15 protein-coding genes are annotated in these 16,164 nt (G+C 35.2%); 3 read left to right on the forward strand and 12 right to left on the reverse strand.

Features of this window, described 5'->3' with window-relative positions; genetic code table 11:
* Window positions 1-39 precede the first annotated feature (39 nt).
* The 7 genes from TX86_RS15425 to TX86_RS15455 all read right to left on the reverse strand — a co-directional run bounded on the left by TX86_RS15425 (window position 40) and on the right by TX86_RS15455 (window position 8,178).
* Entirely contained in the window at window positions 40-1,071 is a 1,032-nt protein-coding gene (locus tag TX86_RS15425) for a sensor histidine kinase (RefSeq protein WP_042349749.1), read from the reverse strand.
* Complete coding sequence (locus TX86_RS15430; RefSeq protein WP_042349751.1) at window positions 1,068-1,742, reverse strand: response regulator transcription factor; 675 nt, start codon at window positions 1,740-1,742, stop codon at window positions 1,068-1,070. Before TX86_RS15430 ends, TX86_RS15425 begins: the two co-directional genes overlap by 4 nt.
* 22 nt (window positions 1,743-1,764) lie before the next feature.
* The gene (locus TX86_RS15435; protein WP_042349753.1) at window positions 1,765-3,513 is read right to left on the reverse strand and encodes an ABC transporter ATP-binding protein; all 1,749 of its coding nucleotides are present in this window, start codon (window positions 3,511-3,513) and stop codon (window positions 1,765-1,767) included.
* A gap of 73 nt (window positions 3,514-3,586) precedes the next feature.
* Window positions 3,587-4,951 (reverse strand): MATE family efflux transporter, encoded by a 1,365-nt coding sequence (locus tag TX86_RS15440; protein WP_042349754.1) that lies wholly within the window; start codon window positions 4,949-4,951, stop codon window positions 3,587-3,589.
* A gap of 80 nt (window positions 4,952-5,031) precedes the next feature.
* Window positions 5,032-5,463, reverse strand: coding sequence for a MarR family winged helix-turn-helix transcriptional regulator (locus TX86_RS15445; protein WP_230203626.1), 432 nt, complete (start codon window positions 5,461-5,463; stop codon window positions 5,032-5,034).
* Window positions 5,464-5,919: 456 nt separating this feature from the next.
* Window positions 5,920-6,933, reverse strand: coding sequence for an NAD(P)H-dependent flavin oxidoreductase (locus TX86_RS15450; protein ID WP_042349755.1), 1,014 nt, complete (start codon window positions 6,931-6,933; stop codon window positions 5,920-5,922).
* 231 nt (window positions 6,934-7,164) lie between these two features.
* Entirely contained in the window at window positions 7,165-8,178 is a 1,014-nt protein-coding gene (locus tag TX86_RS15455; protein ID WP_042349757.1) for an NAD(P)H-dependent flavin oxidoreductase, read from the reverse strand.
* A gap of 497 nt (window positions 8,179-8,675) precedes the next feature.
* Between TX86_RS15455 and TX86_RS15460 the strand changes: the two genes are divergently transcribed.
* Window positions 8,676-9,587 (forward strand): DMT family transporter, encoded by a 912-nt coding sequence (locus tag TX86_RS15460; RefSeq protein WP_042349759.1) that lies wholly within the window; start codon window positions 8,676-8,678, stop codon window positions 9,585-9,587.
* A gap of 255 nt (window positions 9,588-9,842) precedes the next feature.
* Here TX86_RS15460 and TX86_RS15465 read toward each other — a convergent pair whose 3' ends face one another.
* Window positions 9,843-9,995, reverse strand: coding sequence for a helix-turn-helix transcriptional regulator (locus tag TX86_RS15465; protein WP_042349760.1), 153 nt, complete (start codon window positions 9,993-9,995; stop codon window positions 9,843-9,845).
* Window positions 9,996-10,133: 138 nt separating this feature from the next.
* Window positions 10,134-11,654: an FAD-dependent oxidoreductase gene (locus TX86_RS15470; protein ID WP_042349762.1), complete on the reverse strand. Its 1,521-nt coding sequence runs from the start codon at window positions 11,652-11,654 to the stop codon at window positions 10,134-10,136.
* 181 nt (window positions 11,655-11,835) lie between these two features.
* Here TX86_RS15470 and TX86_RS15475 point away from each other — a divergent pair, with 181 nt between their 5' ends.
* Window positions 11,836-12,597 carry a polysaccharide deacetylase family protein gene (locus TX86_RS15475; RefSeq protein ID WP_042349764.1) on the forward strand — a complete coding sequence of 254 codons (762 nt, stop codon included), beginning with the start codon at window positions 11,836-11,838 and terminating at the stop codon, window positions 12,595-12,597.
* Window positions 12,598-13,421: 824 nt separating this feature from the next.
* A complete protein-coding gene (locus TX86_RS15480) occupies window positions 13,422-14,012 on the forward strand; it encodes a transglycosylase SLT domain-containing protein (RefSeq protein ID WP_042349766.1) in 591 nt (196 codons plus the stop codon).
* Between the two features lie 98 nt (window positions 14,013-14,110).
* On the opposite strand, the gene tatC is transcribed toward TX86_RS15480, so the two are convergent.
* From tatC to TX86_RS15495, 3 genes are all read right to left on the reverse strand, one after another.
* On the reverse strand, window positions 14,111-14,866 hold the full coding sequence (gene tatC / locus TX86_RS15485) for a twin-arginine translocase subunit TatC (RefSeq protein WP_042349768.1): 756 nt from the start codon (window positions 14,864-14,866) through the stop codon (window positions 14,111-14,113).
* Between the two features lie 75 nt (window positions 14,867-14,941).
* On the reverse strand, window positions 14,942-15,142 hold the full coding sequence (locus TX86_RS15490; protein ID WP_042349769.1) for a twin-arginine translocase TatA/TatE family subunit: 201 nt from the start codon (window positions 15,140-15,142) through the stop codon (window positions 14,942-14,944).
* A gap of 177 nt (window positions 15,143-15,319) precedes the next feature.
* Window positions 15,320-16,156, reverse strand: coding sequence for a dimethyl sulfoxide reductase anchor subunit family protein (locus TX86_RS15495; RefSeq protein ID WP_042349770.1), 837 nt, complete (start codon window positions 16,154-16,156; stop codon window positions 15,320-15,322).
* Window positions 16,157-16,164 lie beyond the last annotated feature (8 nt).

The following is a 16,164-nucleotide window of genomic DNA, read 5'->3' on the forward strand; positions in this document are numbered from 1 at the left end:
TTTTTGTCGTCTTCTTTATTTTTTCCACCCCCTTCGTCTTTATATAGGGATTTGTATGATAAAAGTCGTTCCTTTACCAAGCTCACTACTAACAGAAATCGTCCCTTCATGCATCTCAATAATTCTTTTCACAATTGACAAACCTAATCCACTACCACTTTTCGAACGCACTCTCGCCTCATCCGCTTTATAGAAGCGCTCAAAAATATGAATTTGATCTTTTTCAGAAATACCAATTCCAGTATCAGAAATCGAAATGACTGCATAGTGATCAATCTGTTGTAAATGGATACTAAGCGTTCCTTTTTCAGAAGTGAATTTTATACTATTGTGTATAAGGTTTGTCCATACTTGACTCATTAAATCCTCATCTGCACAGATTAAAACCTTATCTAATGATACATCTAATTCTAATTCTTTTTCTGTCCAATTTGGTTCACTAGCCAATATAATTGTCCGCAATTGTTGATCTAATCGATAGCTTTTTTTCTCAAATGGATGATGCTCGGATTCAAGAGATGTCAGTTTAAGAAGATTATCACTCAGTTTAGATAATCTCCGACTTTCAGTTTCAATAATATTGAGATAATGATTTCTTTCTTCTATTGATAAATTATTAAATTGTATGGCTTGAGCAAATCCGACAATGGATGTAAGCGGTGATTGTATTTCATGAGATACATTGGAGATAAACTCCTGTCTCATTTCCTCCATTTGTTTTAATTGCTTAGCCATGTGATTAAAATGAGTAATAATTTCCGTCATTTCATTTCTCTGATCCATTTTAAAATCTAAGTAAACATTAAAGTCACCATTTGCAATTTTTCTTAAAGCTTCAATAATTTCAAAATAAATATTGCGACGCTTAGAATGACCAAAGAAGTGCATAAGAAAAGGAATGATGCTCATAATCATAAAACTTATGATTATGGTAACGATATACTCAACATAATCTGGCATATTAATAGGAAGTAACTGAACAATCCAATAACCTGCAGAATAACAAACGGTTATAAATACTAGAAAAAACAAGCCACCAAATATACGTTTAAACAATAGATTTGCCTTCATTGGATGACCTCAAGCCGATATCCTAATCCCCAAATCGTACGTATACGAAATGGGAATATAGATTCAGGAAACCGTTCTCTTACCCTTTTAACATGAACATCAACAGTCCGTTCGTCGCCCTCATAATCATACCCCCAAATATCTTCAATTAGCTCTTCTCTAGTAAATGTTTTTCCTGGATTGCTAGCTAACTTAAACAGCAATTCAAATTCCTTTAGTGGAATGGTATATGCTTGATTCTCATATGAAATTTCATGCGTTTTACGATTCATCATTAATTCATCAATCGTAACCGTTTGAGAAGTAGTGATTTTGTAACGCTTTAATAAGGCTTTTACTCTCATTATTAATTCAATTGGTTCAAATGGTTTCACTAAATAATCATCCGCTCCAAGTCCAAACCCTTTCACTTTCTGTGATGTTTCTCCTTTTGCCGTTAACATCAATATGGGAATATCACTAAAGCCTCGTATCTCTTGACATAATTCCCAGCCATCCATGTTTGGCATCATGACATCTATAATAGCTACATTTATTTTCACTTTTTCCATTACGTCCAATGCTTGTAGCCCATCGGACGCCTCATACAAATCAAACCCTTCCTTTCTTAAGAAAAGGAGTAAAAGTTCACGAACATGAACATCATCATCGACAATTAATACTTTTGACATCCTACTCTTTCCTTTCAACGTATTAAGCTAGTTCAAGTTTGTGTAGCTGCTGCTCAGCAAATTCACGATACAGCGAGTGTGAATTGAATAGCTTTGTATGCGTACCTCTTCCTGTTATTTTCCCTTTTTCAAGAAAGATAATCTGATCGGCATCAATAACTGTGGATAAACGATGAGCAATAATGATTGTTGTTCTTCCTTTCATCAAGTTATTCAATGCTTGTTGTACAACTTGTTCCGATTTGCTATCAAGACTTGAAGTAGCTTCATCAAGCATTAATATTTTTGGGTTTCTTAAAAAGGCACGAGCAATAGCTATTCTTTGTCTTTGACCACCTGATAATTTCATACCTCTTTCACCTACTTCTGTATCAAATCCAGCTGGAAGCTCCAGAATAAACTGATCTGCATATGCCATTTTCGCTACTCGATGCAATTCCTCATCCGATATATCTCTTTCCATACCATAACAAATATTATCTCGAATCGTACCAGATACAATTGGACTTTCCTGCGAAACGTAACCAATCTGACTTCTCCAAGAAAGAAGTGTGAAATCATGTATAGACTGTCCTCCAATTGTAATAGAACCTTCCTGTGGCTTGTAGAACCGTTCAAATAAAGAGAAAAGAGTTGTTTTTCCACTACCACTTGGACCAACAATTGCCGTCACCTTACCCGATTCAACATTAAAGCTTACATCTTTAAGTATTTGCTCTCCATTATGATAGCTGTAGTTTACATGATCTACCTTGATTGTTTGATTCATGTTTTCAACTTGGTATGTCGAATCTTCTTCCTCTACCGTATCCAAGATGGAAACAATACGTTCTGTTGCACCTGTCGCTTTTTGGAATTGCGTAAAGAATTCTGCCAACTGAGCCATTGGCATCACAATTTGGAACAAATACATGATAAATGCCACTAGCGCTCCTGCTGTTAGAGCTCCTGAAGAAACACGCATACCTCCATAACCTAAGATTAAAACGAGTAACCCCATCATGACCAAGCTCATCACTGGTGAAACAAGCGCATTGATTTTGGCTTCTTTCAATCCAAATTGAAATAATGCGGTAATTCCTTTTTTCCCATTTTGATACTCAATTGGTTCTGCATTTGATGATTTTACAAGACGTATTTCTGTAAGTACTTGTTGAAGAACCGCCGTAAAGCTCGCTGTTTCATCCTGCATTCCTTTTGAGATTTGATGCATTCTTTTCCCTAATGGCAGTAATATTGCAACAGCAAGTGGGATGGAAATAAACATTACCAACGTCATTTTCCAATCTAATAAAAACAAAACGATTATAGAACCAATAATCGAGATAACACCATTCACAAAATTAGCAAGATGCTCCGAAATTAGCCCTTTCACTACAGACGTGTCATTCGTCATACGACTTACTGTTTCTCCTGATGGGTGTTCATCAAAATAATTAATAGGTAAAACAAGTAGCTTCTTCCATAATTGATCTCGAATACCTGCTACTACAGATTGACCAATCCGATTTAATAAATAAACGGAAACCCCACCAGCTAATGCTTGAATAATAATCGCGAGAACAAGAAGAGTTACCTTTCCAGCACTAAGTGAGCTAAGGGAGAAATCATTAATTAAATCTTTCGTAAATAAAGGTACTAATAAACCAACTCCAGTTGTACATAGGCTAAGTAATAAAGCACTTCCTACCATCAGTTTCGATGGCTTCTTCGTCTGCCCGACTAATCGAATAAACTGGTGCCATCCTTTTTCTTTTTTTATTTCTTCCATCTTTCTTATACATCCCTTCGTTTCTGTTATTACGAAGGATTATATAAAGAAGTTATGAATTGAATATGAACTTTTACGCTAATTTTGAATGTAATTGGCTTGTATTGATTTTTTTATTATAAATAAGAAATAAAACGAAGCCTATCGCACAAGCAATCACTTCGGTAATAGTCATCGACCAAATGATGCCATACAAACCAAAGAAATGGTGTAACACAATAATAACTGGAATGAAAAGAACACCTTGCGTAATAGCCATAATGATTGTCGGAACGCCTTCACCCGACGCTTGAAAAACCCCTGTGAACAACCCTGTAAAGCCATTGAAAAGAGCAGAGATTAACATCGCAATTAAGACGTACCCACCTATTGTAAGAACTTCCGCATCATTCGAAAATAACTGCATAACCGGTTCTCTAAAAATAAAAGATACCGTAATAAAAATCCCAGAAATAGCCCCAATGTATATCGCTGTCTGTTTAATAGCAGCCTTTAAACGAGTGAAATTTTTATTAGAGAAGTTGTACGCAAGTAATGGAATAATCCCAAAGAATAACCCCATCGAAAAAAATTCAGGTAGCTGAACGATTCTTAACGCAATACCAAAGCTAGCCACAACATGCTCGCCGTAATCCATCGCGTAATTATTTAATAACAAGGTTGTGACAATTAAAAACGATGCTTGTAATAGTTCCGAAACACCAATTTTATATATTTCTAATTGAGCTTTCACATCAATTTTGAAATGATGTAAAAATCCTTTAAGGTGCTCACTCTTTGTTTCTAAATACCAAAGGTAGTAAATAGTCGATCCGATATTGGCTAAAACCATCGACAAAGCCGCACCAAATACGTGCCAGTTTAAAACTAAAATGAAGAGAACATCAAAAATAATACTCAAAACAATACTAATGAACATTCCGTACATTGACTCTTTAGATGCACCTTCTGAACGCACGATTTGCTCTAAAGCAAAATTCCATATAATAGTGAATCCACCAACAAATAAAGTGAGGGCATATTGCTTCGTGTAATCAAATGTAGCATCATCCGCACCAAGTAAATGAATAAGTGGTGTTATGGCAAAATAAGCAATAACTGCTATTAAGACACTAACAAGAATACTACAATAAAATGAATAACCCGCTACTCCTTTCGCTTTCTCAAATTCACCTTTAGCAACTAATCGTGTAATAAACGTTCCACCACCAACGCCAAAAATATTCCCAACGGCCATTAAGATCGTAAAAATTGGTAGACCCAATATAATCGCACTAAGCATAGCAGTATCATGGACTAATCCTATGAAATAAACATTAATAATATTGTAAATGGTTCCAGCTGACATCCCAAGCATCATTGGAATAGAAAGATGAGCGATTGCTTTCTTAATTGGTGCCTCCTCTAAATAATACGTATTTGACTCCTGATTTTTCATACATATCCCCCTCTATTAGAATATTAACTATTAGAATTCTAACTATTTATCTAACAGTAGCTTATGCTACTGTGTATACATTAATCGATACTTTCATTGACTTTCTTCAATAATATTAGTAATGTTTTCTTCTCTTCTTCTGTCAGAGCATGAACAAGTTCTGCCTCTACATCTGTAAATGTTTCGTTGAAGGCTTCAATTAGTTCGGCTCCTTTTGGTAATACATAAATTTTCTTTTGTCGTTCATTATCCGCAGGAATTTTTCGCTCAATATAACCTTTTTTTTCCAAGCCTTGTAGCATGCTCGTAATGCTCGCCCCGCGGCGCTGGAAGGCTTCCGCTAAGTCTTTTTGAATAACACCTTGATCTTGATGCTCATATATATAGCTAATTATTCGCCCTTGCTGTGCATTCAGACCTAGCTCATTAATACGATCATCTGCTTTTCGTTTCATTTTAATTCCAATACTTTGAAGCAAGTTAGAATAAGAGGTATCCATTCTAGACCTCACATCTCAAACCTCCTTGTTATAAAGTGAAACTTTGCTCGGTGGGGGTTTTCATTCATCCCCCACCCGAGCATTAGTTGTCTTGCTCCATCAGCCAGCTCCTCGAGGTCATAAGCAATCTCTCTTCCGGAAATGAAAACCACATTACCTACTGAGATCTTTCTTATGCTTGTCGGAGCTAAACAGGCTGATTACGCATTTCTATGATGAACCAATCGGGTTCTTACAGGCGCTTGTCTCCCACTTAAACGCCTTGCATTCGCTTCCGTTTTGAAGTGGGAGTCTTAGCGCCTGTTTGAACGGGATATATCTAACAGTTAGAAATCTAACTTTTTTTATAAAGCAACTATACAACGCACCAAATGTATTGTCAAGATTACAAACTTCTCTAATACAATTCAAAAAACCGGAGCTGAAATGGCAGCTCCGGTTTTTAAGCAGTATTAACTACAACCTGTTTCATTTTGTTATTGCCCTTTCTTCCATAAGAAGTTGAACTAGTTCTGCAGCTGGAAGTTCACGGCATTGTTTAAACCCTGTTCCAGCCCATAAAGACATATACTCTTCATTATTCGTAAGTCGAAGAGGTATCGTCATTTGATGAATATAGGGGAAAGCAGCTGGAGCCATATCTGTATAAGCTGATAAGAATTCATTCACTAGCCCTCTTGCACGACGTCCTGTAAATGCACGAGTTATTGCAGTCTCTGTAAAACGTGGATTTTTTAAAGCTTTACGATGAACTGGATTTGTACCACTTTCAGGACAAAGTAAGAATGCTGTTCCTAATTGCACTGCACTGGCGCCTGCGTTTAATGCTTGTTGGATATCTTGCCCATTCATTAATCCACCTGCAGCGATTAATGGTATATTTATATTTCGTTGGATGACAGAGATGAATTCTAATATACCAAATTCTTGAGCTCCAGTTTGATCATTCGTAAAAGTTGCTCGATGACCACCAGCTTCAATGCCTTGTAGACAAAGTGCATCCGCTCCTGCATTTACTGCAAGAATAGCTTGTACTAAAGTAGTTACAGAAACAATGACATACGTGCCATTTTTGTGTAATGCCTCAATAGCTTCTGCAGGTGGACATCCAAACGTAAAGCTTACAACTGGAACCTTTTCTTCTATGAATAATTGCATTTTATTTCTAAAATCATCGTCATCATCATATGTAGCTCCAAGCGTTGTTCCTAGCTTTACTGCTTCTTTTTCAATTTTATTTCGATAAGCTTCTAGCTCTTCTTGATCAACTGGTTCACTACTTGGAACAAAAGTATTTATGCCAAAAGCTTTTGTAGTTAGTTTTCTTACTGACTCAATTTCTTTTTTTACCTCTTCAGTCGATTTATAACCTGCAGCAAGAAAACCTAATCCTCCTGCGTTAGAAACCGCTGCGGCAAGCTCTGGAGTCGAAACCCCACCAGACATAGGAGCTTGAATAATTGGGTATTGTAAATTTTTCATAGTATTATCTCCTTTCATTCTTATAGAACGTTTTCTATATGCAAAGTGAAATAACCTTTATACTTAGCTACCATAATATTGTAAATATTATTTTTATCAGCCATTATGTATCTATACCAACATAATCCATTTACGAAACATGCATTGAGACATACTTGTCGTAAACAAGTACAAGGTGTCTCAGAAGTGATGGAAAATCACCTTGATACACCCTCTTTCAATGAGTCATTCTTATTTAGTAATTATCTGTTCTTCCATAAGAATTTCAATTAAAGCAGCGGCTGGTAGTTCACGACACTGTTTAAAACCTTCACCAGCCCATAATGACATATACTCTACATTATTTGATTTTCTCAGAGGTTGCGTCATTTGATGAATATGAGGGTAAGCAGCCGGAGCAACTTCGGTATAAGCTGTTAAGAATTCATTTACCAATCCTCTTGCTCGGCGTCCTGTAAATGCCCGTGTAACTGCTGTAGATGTAAAACGTGCACTGATTAGAGCTTCTCTATGAACCGGATTAGTACCACTTTCAGGGCAACATAAGAATGCTGTTCCTAATTGTGCAGCACTAGCACCTGCATTTAATACTTGCTGAATAGCCTGTCCATCCATTAAACCTCCAGCAGCTATTATAGGTAGATTAATATTTTGACGTACTATTGATATGAAATCTAGAATAGTAAACTCTTGCTCTTCCATTTGTTTATTGGAAAAAGAAGCTCTATGCCCCCCAGCTTCCATTCCTTGTAAGCAAAGCGCATTCGCTCCTGAGTTTGCTGCAAGAGTAGCTTCTCCTAAATTAGTCACAGAAATAATAACGTATGTACCATTGTTTTGCAATTTGCGAATAATATCTGATGATGGACACCCGAATGTGAAACTTACAATTGGAACGTTTTCTTCTACCATCAATTGAAGCTTGTTTTGCCAATCATCATCGTCAGCAACCGTTTTTCCAATACTAGTTCCGAGTTTTTCTGCTTCCTTTTCGATTTTCTGTCCGTAAGCAACTAATTCTTCCTCATTAACGTCTTCACTACTTGGAACAAAAATATTTACTCCAAAAGCTTTTGTTGTTAGTTTTCTCACTTCTGTTATTTCTTGCTTTAATGCCTCAGAAGATTTATATCCTGCTGCTAGAAAACCTAATCCTCCTGCATTCGAAACTGCTGAAGCAAGTGTTGGATTCGATACACCTCCAGCCATAGGTGCTTGAATAATTGGATATTGTAAATCTAGCATTCTAGTCCCTTCTTTCATGGTTCGATTAATAACGAATCAAAAATACAATAATACCCAATAACAATATTACATCAATAAATAGCATTATACTATTTATTACCTCTTTTGCAGTCTGCTCATAAGGCGTATTAAGAACTACTAAATACCCCAAATACGAATGATTCCCCCAACTCCATTTTTTATTTCTCTTCTTTAGAACAATATCCTCTGTTTAAAATCAATATTGAGCTAGCTGATTCACTTATGATATTATAATCAATGTTTAGGATTGTTTTTTCTTAAACTATATACAGAAAATATTTCAGCGAGTCGAACCATTCGACTGCTTTTTTTATGTTCTTTTTGATTATACGAAAGCTATAAATCTTAAATATGATACTATCTATTTATCCCGTTCAAACTTGATCAAAAGTCTTTCCTTGAACACTAAAAATGCGAGAACCCATTTGGCTCAGCATAGAAATACAGAATCTTAAATTAAGAAAGGTGTGAATAGGGTGCAGGAAAGTCGAAAATCAATTGGTTTACCATTATTTATTGCTATTGTAGCGATTTCATTTTCAGCCATTTTTGTAAAATGGTCTGAAGCTCCAGCATCGATTTCAAGTATGTACCGTATGTGGCTTTCTAGCCTACTCATGCTTCCTATTGTGTGGATGAAGCGAGCTGAATTCAGCAAAATAACCAAGAAAGATTGGCTTCTATTATTATTTTCAGGATTCTTTTTAGCTCTACATTTCCTACTGTGGTTCGGTTCTCTCAAATTAACCACTGTCGCAAGTTCTACGATTATACTTGCACTTCAGCCGATTATTTCATTAGCAGGAGGTTATTTGTTCTTTAAGGAACGAACAACTTTTGCTTCAATGATGACGATGACTATAGCTATTATCGGAGCTATGATGATTGGATGGGGAGATTTTGGATTAAGCAAAGATGCGATTCTTGGAGATATTCTATCCTTTCTAAGTGTCATTGCAGTTGTCGGTTATTTATTAATCGGTCAAAATACAGTTAAGAAAATATCTCATTGGATTTATAGCTTTACTGTCTTTACCTTTGCAGCCATCATATTATCACTTTATAATCTTATAGCTGGTGTTTCCTTTACTAGATACGAAGCGCGTGAATGGGGTATTTTCCTATTACTAGCCATCGTACCAACTGTTGCACATGTTATTAATAACTGGTTATTAAACTATGTAAATGCTACAACTATATCCATGAGTATTTTGGGTGAGCCTGTCGGGGCTACTATTCTAGCGATTTTTTTATTAGGAGAACGACTTGTAGGGTGGCAAATTGTTGGAGGATTAATTGTACTAATAGGTGTTTTCCTCTTCTTAATGCAACAACGAAGTCGTGTGCCTTATCATGAAGGTTTAGATGAGGAAGTTAAGATAAATTAATAAATTGAAATGGGGCTGTCTGAAAAAGGAGTTTTAATCACTGTTCAGATAGCCCCTTTACACTTTTTGAACAACCTCATTTTCTGCTAAAGACTATTTTTTCTCCTTAATAAGCTACCAGAACATAAAAATACCGTTCCAATCCCTATTAAATGAGTAAAATCCAAACTATGCATTTGCCTTTCATCATACTGCTGTTTCAACATTTTAATCATCCTCCCAGAAAAGTTGATCAAGCGTTCTATCTAGTACTTTTCATATGGCTATGCATAATTTTAAAGAAGGGTTATAATCTCCACTTTCTATTGCATTCATCGTTTGCCTAGTCACACCAACCGCTTCAGCTAATGCCTTTTGCGACATATCCTTAGAAGCTCTGGCTGATTTAAGTTTTAAATTTTTAGCCATATGCTCACCTTTGTGTTTTTACCTTCATTTTACATTAATGTAAATTTCACTTCACATCAAATATATCTTACTTTTTAGAAAAAGCGTAAAAGGGCGTCCCAAAAGTGATTTTTAATCACTTTTCGAACACCTGTTCCATTAATCTAAATCTATTCGTCTCAACGGTTCAGTAGCTGGACCTTCCATCACTTCACCTTTATAAGAAAAACGAGAACCATGACAAGGACAATCCCAACTACGATCGCCACTATTCCACTTCACTTCACAGCCTATATGTGTACAAGTCGTATCAACCAAATAAATCTGACCTTCTTCATCCTTATAACAACCAGCACGTTCACCATTTATCATCACTGCTGCACCTTCACTATTTGCTATATCTTCTATCGTTTTGTCAGGTGCTTCTAACTTCCCTTTTATTAACTGCTTAGCCACATCTGCATTTTGCACAATTACATTTTTAATAGAAGGATTTGCATCAAATCGAGATGGCGTATACAAATCCACAAAATCATTTTGCTTATCCAAAATCAAATCTCGTATTACACGAGCAGCAGCTGTACCATTCGTCATTCCCCATTTCGCGTACCCTGTTGCAACGTAAATGTTCGGCTCATCCGCTGTAATATGTCCGACATACGGAATATCATCTAACGTTACTAAATCTTGAGCAGACCAACGATAACTGATTTCTTCTATACCAAAATTATTCTTTGTGAATTCAACAAGCTTTTCATAATGGGACAATGTACTTTCTCCTTGCCCTGTTTTATGTGTCTCTCCACCAATTAACAACAAATTTTCTCCTTCATTCAAAGGCGTATAGCGAATTGAACGTGTAGGACTTTCTGCGTTTATGTACATACCACCAGCATAAGGCTTCGTACTCTTAGCCGCTACTACATAAGAACGTTCCGCATGCAACCTCGCAAAATATAGCCCTGGCCAATCATAAAAAGGATAATGCGTTGCCAATACAAGCTTATTCGCTTCGATTTGTCCCCCGTTCTTCAATATAACTTTAGGATGTTCATCGTTTTCAATATCAGCAACAGGTGTATTTTCTAAGAGAATACCTCCCCTACTTACAAAAGCTTCAACTAACTTATTTAAATATTTAACAGGATGAAACTGTGCTTGATTCTTCATCATAATACCTAGCTTAGCATCAATAGAAATCGGTAGTTCTTTCACTACGTCACCCGTAATGCCTAGCTTTTCATATGCTCTGTGCTCTAGCATAATCTTATCAAAATATTCATCCATATTTGTATATACATATGCATCCTGTCTACTGAAATCACAGGAAATTTCATGTTTCTGAATCGTATCAGCAATAAATTGAAGTGCTTCATTATTAGCCTTATAGTATAACGAAGCCTTTTCAATTCCTGATTGATTAATCATTTTGTCATATATCAATCCATGTTGAGCTGTAATCTTTGCAGTTGTGTGACCTGTTGTTCCATGAATAATTCGATCAGCATCAATTAGAGCAACTTTCACACCTTCTTGAACTAACAGGTATGCTAATGTAATACCGGTAATGCCTGCTCCGACTATAACTGTTTCTATTTTTTGACTTTCAATGGAATTGTCACTTTCTATTCTTTTTGCTGATTCAACCCAATATGATTCTGGATAGTTAGGTTCTTGCATATATTTTTCCTCCTGGCATAGAAATGAATTCTTATAAACCAATCTGCCCAAAAACAGGAAAAATAATAGGTGTTTCTCTAACTAAATTATTTACATCGTGATACGAAATTCATTTCCATTAATAATTTAATCTCAATTCCATACACTAACCCTACATGTATTTGATAGGAGTGTATGTATTATGAAAAAAATATGGGCAATAGCCCTATTACTTATTGCTATTTATTCTATACAAAATCCTCACCCCACTTTTGCCAAAAGTAGAAATGAATATGAAAAAACCGGACATGTCATTTGGGAGGTCAATACGGATAAGAAAATCGTTGCTATTACCTTTGACGATGGACCACATCCTGTTTTCACTCCACAAATTCTTGACCTATTGGCTAAATATGATGCAAAAGCAACTTTCTTTGTAGCTGGTAATAAGGTAAAACGATTTCCTGAAGTATTAAAACGCGAGGTTGCGGAAGGTCACGAAATAGCCAATCATACATACAATCATATTTATAGCCGAAATATTTCGGCGGAGAAATTAACAACAGAATTAGATGAAACGGATGCAATTATTCAACAAATTACTGGGCAAAAGCCTAAGCTTTATCGACCTGTTGGAGGACTTTTTAATGAATTAATCGTTAATACTGCAGTAAAAAACAACAAGCTTGTCGTTCTATGGTCTTGGCATCAGGACCCAAAAGATTGGCGTAATACGGCTGCTAATCAGATTTCAAGAATCATTACGACAGGTGTACAACCTGGCAATATTATTTTGCTACATGATTGGCACGGTAATGATGACTCAAAAGTTTCGCAAACAGTTCTAGCATTGGATGATATTCTATCTCATCTATATAAAAATGGATACAAGTGTGTTACCGTATCTGAGTTACTATATCAATCCAATAAAACACTTCCTGACCAAGTTGATCCTTTTAAGTAAGAAAAGCGCAAGCGCCTGTTTAGTGACGTATAGATTGGAGCACTTCGACTGAGATAAAGGAAACACGAAGAGGCAGTAGCCTTTTTCGTGTTGACTTATCGTAAAGAGATGGGCGAAATCTACTAGTCGCTGGGCGCTGGAGCTAGACAACACACAAAATTATATTCTTTCTTATCTTTTAACAAAAATTACTGTGTCTTTTGAAATATATCATGGCCATTTTAGCGATATATTTTATTGTTCACATGATTTTCTATATTACAGCTGTAAAAGTCTATTCATTCATTAGTAGGGAGCAAATGTAATAACCGCCACTGCATGATGCAGTGGCGGTTTTTTTAGTTATTATATTTTATTTTTTTATGAATGTTTATCTCTTCGGGAAAGAGTAAGATGTCCAATCTTTTGCACATTTTACTAGATTCTATGAGGGTTGAATTAATTTGGACATGATTCTATTCTTTATGTTCACTACCTACAATTCGTTCATATTTTGATTCATATATTTGAAAGTGAACAATCATTTCTATAAACCAAGGAAATGCTATACAAGCAGCTAATTAGATTAACTAAATAAATATTCCAAAATAACAAAAAACATACCCCTACCTATTAGATTTAGTAACGCTTTAGAGATTTTACTTTGCCTAGCTTGCTATTCCAAAACCTAGTTTCATTCCCAAAAATATAATGTTTTATATTCTTTACAATATTTCAAAAATATTACGAGAAGCTAACAAATTATATCATAGTGGTGTAACCTCTTAAAAAATTCTCTTAAATAGTCTACGATATAGTAGATTAATAACTTAGGAGGCGCATGCATGAATAAACATAGTAATAATATTTTGAAATTTTTAACAGTAGTTATTACATCATTAATCATCACACTTATAATAGATACGAAATTCATACATAAAGCGGAAGCTGCTACAAACCCAGCAGCTGTGACAAATGTAGCAAACAATACTAAAACACCCGCTTGGTATAGCAAATCGATTCCCCTTACATATAATGAACAAAAATACCTTTACGATTTATGCGTAATGAGAGGCTTAGACTACAAAGAAATGTTAGCCGTTATTAAACATGAAAGTAGTTTTAATAAGAAAGCAATGAGCGGTAGTAACTACGGCTATTTTCAAATAAATAAAGTAAACCATGCTACATTAGCAAAAAAATTAAAAACAAAGGTTGCCCCTTATGATCCATATGTAAACATGAACTGGGGAACTTATATGATGGCAGACTTAACAAATAAATATAAGAAAAAAGGCTTAAAAGGAAATGCTTTAAGAGATGCTGTATTAAGCGCATATAATAAAGGCGAAGGTGGCTATGCCCGCACCGGAAAAGCTGTTTCTTACATAAAAAAACATAATGAATGCTTAGCATACGTAAGAGCTAGAGTATAGAAAAAAGCGAGTGAAATATATATCATTTCACTCGCTTTTTTTATTCCGTTCAACTAATCATCGGCAGGAGAAGAACCCTCACCGATTAAAGTTTCACTTTATTGTGCCTCTTCCATATCTTCATCTTCATCATTATAAGATTCTAATCTTTTCATACGTCTCTTATAGACATACTTCGAAAGAGAAATACTGATTTCGTATAGCAATAGTAAAGGAATAGCAACTAATGTTTGTGAAATAAAATCTGGTGGTGATAATATAGTTGCTAAAACAACTAATACAAAGTAAGCATATTTTCTTATCTTCGTTAATACATACGGATTAATAAATCCTATTGTTGTTAAGAACATCACAACAACAGGTAATTCAAAAAGAAATGCAATTGGTAATGTTAAATTCATAAGAAACTTGAAATACTTCTCTACAGTAAAACTAGTTTCAAATAATTCTCCACCTAACCCTACTATAAAATGAAGAACCGTAGGAAAAATGACAAAGTAGCCAAAACATAAACCAACTATAAATAAAATGAAGAAAGCTGGAATATATGATAATGTTTTTTTGACTTCAAATGGCTTTAGTGCAGGTTTTACAAATAACCAAGCTTGCAGTGCCAGCACTGGAATTGTAATAGCTAACGCAATAACACCTGCTAGCATAAAATATACCCAAATAATATCACTAGGCCCAAGAACGATTAACTTATAATCTAAGTCACGAACAAACCATTTATAAATTTCCTCTACATACATAAATCCGGCTATAAAAGAACCGACAAAAACAATAGCAGTTACAATTAAGCGATTTCTAAGTTCATCTAGGTGACCAATTAAGTTTTGTTGTTTATCTGCCATACGCCACTCAAGCCTACCTTCTCTCTATAATTCTTTAAAAAAGGTGCAAGATGGGTTACATCTCACACCTCTATATTATTTCGCTTCAGTTACTTTTTTCTTTTCGTCTTCTACATCTTCCATTACATCACTAGTTAAATCACGTGTTGATTTTTTAAACTCACGTAATGTTTGACCGAAAGCACGACCTACCTCAGGTAGCTTTTTTGGTCCGAATATGATTAAAGCCAACACTAAGATTAAAATAAGGCCCGGGATTCCAATGTTTGAAAGCATACATAACACCCTTTCTAATTTGACGAACTATATTACTATTCCATTATAATATTTTAGTCCTATAATTGTAAACACAACATAGACATTCACATATATTTACAAAACATCCATTGCTATTTTATTTTTCTTTAAAATGCATTAAATGCCGAGAATTCTCATGAATACTCGGCATTATTTTTACGAACCTAAAACATAAAATACATATCTATTCATACCTTCTGCTATAAGAATAGCTGCTAAGGCTACATAACCAACCGTGGCTATGGATTTTTTGTTTGTTGAAATAGCATAGAAGCCGAAAATAGCCATTCCAATGATTTCTATGATCCAGCGTACTATAATAACAGATTGATAATCTGCTAAACTCGCAGATGCCATATTACCAGAAATCAAAACTACCTCTCCATTAAATGCTGCTAACAATGCTGCTCCCATAAGTTGAACAGCAATACCTACAGCTGCTAGAGAAAAACCTATTTTAAATAATGTTTTTGTAACTTCTGCGTTTTTAATGAACGTTGCATTTAAACTTAACATTAAGATTGCTCCCAATGTCAGAGTCGTTCCATAGAATGATAAAACTGTATTTGCGCTATCCCAACCATTTACATAAGTATTAGAATAAATTGCTGCCATACTATAAACATCGACTAAACCAACAAGAGCTGTCACCAATAAAAACCAAGGATTGACTTTCTTTTGAATAAAGAATAATCCGATTGTTATTACAGCCAATCCTATAAAACAACCTGTAAATACAATTTCACGACTCATCCAAGAATGTCCAAATCCTAAGATTGCATTAAAAGCATGGCTAGGTTTTCCTAAGTGAGCAAAGGAGGCTCCTAATCCTATGAATGATAGAACAGCAATAACGATTAATGGAATTCTTAAAACATGAAATGTATCTACACCGTTTTTTTCTAAGCTTCTATGGAAGAACCAAAGAACCACCATTCCTCCAATAGCCGCTTGCATACAAATCGTAAAAATCAACAATGGCCATTCGTGCATCTTAATCC

The organism is Bacillus massiliigorillae (assembly GCF_000380245.2).
In the GTDB taxonomy this organism is placed as follows: Bacteria; Bacillota; Bacilli; order Bacillales; family DSM-1321; genus Bacillus_AD; species Bacillus_AD massiliigorillae.

Bases quoted from the DNA above. Each gene is read 5' to 3' on its own strand.
- TX86_RS15470 (WP_042349762.1), bottom strand. From the start codon at position 11,654: ATGCAAGAACCTAACTATCCAGAATCATATTGGGTTGAATCAGCAAAA.
- TX86_RS15450 (WP_042349755.1), bottom strand. From the start codon at position 6,933: ATGAAAAATTTACAATACCCAATTATTCAAGCTCCTATGTCTGGTGGG.
- TX86_RS15430 (WP_042349751.1), bottom strand. From the start codon at position 1,742: ATGTCAAAAGTATTAATTGTCGATGATGATGTTCATGTTCGTGAACTT.
- TX86_RS15465 (WP_042349760.1), bottom strand. From the start codon at position 9,995: ATGGCTAAAAATTTAAAACTTAAATCAGCCAGAGCTTCTAAGGATATG.
- TX86_RS15440 (WP_042349754.1), bottom strand. From the start codon at position 4,951: ATGAAAAATCAGGAGTCAAATACGTATTATTTAGAGGAGGCACCAATT.
- TX86_RS15425 (WP_042349749.1), bottom strand. From the start codon at position 1,071: ATGAAGGCAAATCTATTGTTTAAACGTATATTTGGTGGCTTGTTTTTT.
- TX86_RS15475 (WP_042349764.1), top strand. From the start codon at position 11,836: ATGAAAAAAATATGGGCAATAGCCCTATTACTTATTGCTATTTATTCT.
- TX86_RS15455 (WP_042349757.1), bottom strand. From the start codon at position 8,178: ATGCTAGATTTACAATATCCAATTATTCAAGCACCTATGGCTGGAGGT.
- tatC (WP_042349768.1), bottom strand. From the start codon at position 14,866: ATGGCAGATAAACAACAAAACTTAATTGGTCACCTAGATGAACTTAGA.
- TX86_RS15435 (WP_042349753.1), bottom strand. From the start codon at position 3,513: ATGGAAGAAATAAAAAAAGAAAAAGGATGGCACCAGTTTATTCGATTA.
- TX86_RS15480 (WP_042349766.1), top strand. From the start codon at position 13,422: ATGAATAAACATAGTAATAATATTTTGAAATTTTTAACAGTAGTTATT.
- TX86_RS15490 (WP_042349769.1), bottom strand. From the start codon at position 15,142: ATGCTTTCAAACATTGGAATCCCGGGCCTTATTTTAATCTTAGTGTTG.
- TX86_RS15495 (WP_042349770.1), bottom strand. From the start codon at position 16,156: ATGCACGAATGGCCATTGTTGATTTTTACGATTTGTATGCAAGCGGCT.